Consider the following 3,649-nt stretch of genomic DNA (forward strand, 5'->3'; position numbering starts at 1 on the left):
GTCACATAGCCGTTCGGGCAAGTCGGTTTTGCGTCTTGGCAACTGCCTTCAAGGGTAATGTCAACCTCTGCGCCCTCGCCTTCATCAATCACAACAACCGGCTCGCCAATCACTTCGCCACCACGATATTGTTGTGTGCTATCGCCCGCGGTCACCGCATAACCAATCAGGCAGGGCTCGGTGCGATTGCAATGACACGCCTCGCCGGGGGGATGATTACAGCTCATGTTGGCCTCCTAATTTGGCTACCAATGTTTTCACGCGGTAGCTGCCAGGTCGTTGGGAATGAGAGAGCTCGGCATGCCATGCGGCGGGCAAGGCCTCCCAATCTGGAACCTTGTGTGAGACACACAAGGACGCGATGGTTTTGATATCGGTCACGACGGTGACGCCCCATTGGGTTAATTGCGTCACTAGGGTATCGGCGAATACGCCTCTGTCTGGGTCATCGTCTGAGGCAGGTGTGGGCAGCGCCTGTAATATCTCTTGCACATCTTGCTTGAGGTTAACCATGCACTGGTCGAGCACTGCTTGATATTGCGTGTCAGATAACACCAACTCGGTCAGCGGGCGATGCACTTTAATGGGCGTGAGCGCCATCTCACGCGCCTGTGGGTACCCGGTTTGTATCGCTGTCATGGGACCAAACACATAGTACTGTTGCGCCACCTTGCATGCATCTAACAGCGCCCAGATGATACGCGGATCGTAGTAGCGACAGAAAACGGGAGCCGGATTGCCTTCTTTGTACACCGAGAGCAAGGCTCTTAGGTGATTGAGCACAACCTTCGCCGGCTGCTCGGTGGTAAAGATAAATCCCCACGGCTCACGGCGCGCTTGCAGGTCGTCCTCAAGCGCTGGGGGTAACTCGACCAAATAAGGGGCAACTTGGGCAAAGGCGTCATCCACCGGAGGCAGAAAGACACACCACGACGCGGCCTCATGGTCGTCAGCTAAGGAGAGGATGTGGGGCACCACCGCACGGTCTACCACTGCATAACGGTATTCGCTCATGGCTTAGCCCTCACTTGGCGGACAATTCGCAACAAACGCACTGCCTTCTGCGGCCGCGGCGCTGAGGGTTGCCGGACTGGAAGGCAAAGGGATCCCGCCTGGTGAGCCGCCTGACTTGATCAGGATTTTGGCCCCATCAATGGCCACGCCACTGCTATCAATCACCACAAAACTGCCGCCCACTTGCAGGGTGATTTTGGCGCCGCTTTTAATGGTGATGTCGCCGTCAGCATTAAAGCCAATCGCACTCGCGACTTTGGCTGCCCAATCCCCGTCGACCTTTTCATGCTTATCACCGTTGACTTCACTCACGTGATTGCCTTTCGTGGCATGCGATTGTGACCCTTCTACGGTTAACGTGCGATCGTTGGCAACCACGTGGTTTTCATCATGACCAATGTCGAGCTTGTGGTCATAATTAACGCGGATCTGCTGTGAGTTTCCGACATCGACTTGATTGTCTTTTTGTGCTTTTAGGTACACTCGCTCACTGTCGGCTTGGTCTTCAAAACTGAGCTCGTTGTAGCCTTCGCCTTGGTGGCTGTCACTGCGCCATACCGTTTTGGTTTTAAACTCAGGGAGTGGATACGGCGGGGTGTTGGTGGCGTGATAAGTCCGCCCGGTAATAATGGGCTGGTCGGGATCGCCATTTAAGAACGACACAATCACTTCATGGCCAATACGCGGGATGGCCATAAAGCCGTACTGCGCCCCGGCCCAGCCTTGCGACACGCGCACCCAGCACGAGCTATGTTCGTCTCTTTCTGACTCCCTGTCCCAAGGGAAATGCACCTTCACTCGACCATGTTCATCACAGAAGATTTCTTCGCCTTCCGGTCCAACAACGGTCGCCATCATTGGCCCATCCACCTGAGGTTTAGGCTGTGGCGTCGCCCGCCAAGGCGTGGAGGCAGGCACGACTTTAAATTGGTTAGAATAGGTGGTTTGCCCTGCGCTGCCGGCCTCTTCTAGTGCTTGAGGTTGCTCGCCCTTGCGCGTGATAGAGACCACCAACCAATCGGCGTTCATCTCATCGGCTAAGTGTTCACTGAGTGTGAACTTAGTACCTGCACGCAGCAACGGTTGATTGCTTTGCCCGGTTGCCAGGCGCGCATCGCGGCGTAAATAATCGAGCCTTGCTTGGCTAAAGGCGCGACCATTGGCATCATCTTTATAACGGCCTGGCGCATCAAAGTGTTGATAAGTTTGCCGCTGGTAAGCCATATCATCACCGACTTGTTGTTGCATAAAGCTATAGGCAGGCTTTTTGAAGCTATAGTCTTTGAGGTATACATCAGAGACCGCGGTTTGAGTTTGCTTGGCGAAAGACCAAACATAAGGCGTATCGGCTTCGCCTCCCGCGGTGCTATTGTAAATGATCGGGGCTTCGAGGGCGGTCAGTGCGCTGTTGTCATCACAAAAGATGAGCATGTGCTTGTCTTGGCTATGCGCAAAGTAGTAGACCAAGCCTTCTTCGGCGGCAAGACGCTCAATAAAGGCTAAATCCGTCTCACGATACTGAACACAGAACTCACGCTCTTCAAGCTTGCGAGACAGTGAGAATTGGTGGTCTTCCACCCCCATTTCCAGCAGCAGCTCAGCAATGATGTCTTGTACCGTCTTATGTTGAAAAATACGGCTGTTATGACGAAGCGCGAGTCGCTCGAGGGCTGGGACCAAGGTGAGCGAGTAAAAGGTATGGTGGTGACCAATATCGCCTTGAGTGAAGCGCTTTACAACACCATGACAGCGCTGCGCCACCTCACCATTGCGGTATAGGGTGAGTACTGCCGTTGCATCAATGACTTGCTCCGGTTTTAGGTCGGTATGTCGGCTTGCCAGCTCAATATCGTAGCGAAAGCCGTGGCATCCTCCATCAACGCGGTTATCATCCGAAAGGACTTCTTGGCCCTCAAATCCTCTCACGACAAAGCATTCATCCGCTAGGCCTTTAATACTGAATGTATAATGAAGTGTTGCCATCACTTACCTTCCTTTCTGTCGAAACAAGTCGATACTCTCAATGCGCACATGGCTGAACGCGGTGCAGCCCGCCCAATAGGCAGGCTGCGGTTTCCTCATCAAGGCGAGGGTTAGGCTTCGATAGGCTTGCGCCAGTCGTCTGAGCCAGATGTGCCCGCGTTAACGTGCTCCCAGATAACTTTACGGTATGACATAGAGACCGTAAGGTTCTGGGTGAAATCAGACTTGGCAGGGTCTTGGCAGTGTGGCATTTCGCAATGGATGTCTACGATAGAGGCGCTTTCTAGCTTAGTGGTAAAGAAGTTTTCTTGTTTGCCCTCAATCGAGGTGCGGTACCACTTCAGCTCAACGGTAGACATTTTTTCACCTGAAGACAGCGCGTTATAAAGCAGCGGCACCGCTTTGTTGAGCGCAACAGTGAATTTGAATGGCTTGTGAACACGTTGGCCAGAAGGCTGGCCTGACTGTGGGTCGGTGGGGACGGTTACATTGTGGTCAAACTGCTGAACCAGCATTTCATCTTCATGACCTTCGACGAAAGAATCACCAATAGAGTCAGCGGTACACGCACCGGCAGTAATCAGTCCCTGGGTTTCACCTTCAATCGAGATATAACATGGCGTTGGCATAATCGCTCCTATAAACATTTAAT

At 53.1% G+C, this 3,649-nt stretch carries 3 protein-coding genes and 1 pseudogene; all 4 read right to left on the bottom strand.

From position 1 onward, the window contains the following. Positions 1–227, bottom strand: a pseudogene (locus BZJ21_RS15055) (hypothetical protein); the annotation flags it as partial. Next, positions 217–1,014 (bottom strand): DUF4123 domain-containing protein, encoded by a 798-nt coding sequence (locus BZJ21_RS15060; RefSeq protein WP_077670228.1) that lies wholly within the window; start codon positions 1,012–1,014, stop codon positions 217–219. The pseudogene BZJ21_RS15055 and the gene BZJ21_RS15060, both read right to left, overlap by 11 nt. 3 nt (positions 1,015–1,017) lie before the next feature. Further along, complete coding sequence (gene tssI / locus BZJ21_RS15065) at positions 1,018–2,997, bottom strand: type VI secretion system Vgr family protein (protein ID WP_077670229.1); 1,980 nt, start codon at positions 2,995–2,997, stop codon at positions 1,018–1,020. 110 nt (positions 2,998–3,107) lie between these two features. After that, positions 3,108–3,626, bottom strand: a complete 519-nt coding sequence (gene hcp-2, locus BZJ21_RS15070; protein WP_021023756.1) for a type VI secretion system effector Hcp-2 — start codon at positions 3,624–3,626, stop codon at positions 3,108–3,110. Positions 3,627–3,649: the final 23 nt, after the last annotated feature.

The organism is Salinivibrio costicola subsp. alcaliphilus, from assembly GCF_001996185.1.
GTDB classification, from domain to species: Bacteria; Pseudomonadota; Gammaproteobacteria; order Enterobacterales; family Vibrionaceae; genus Salinivibrio; species Salinivibrio costicola.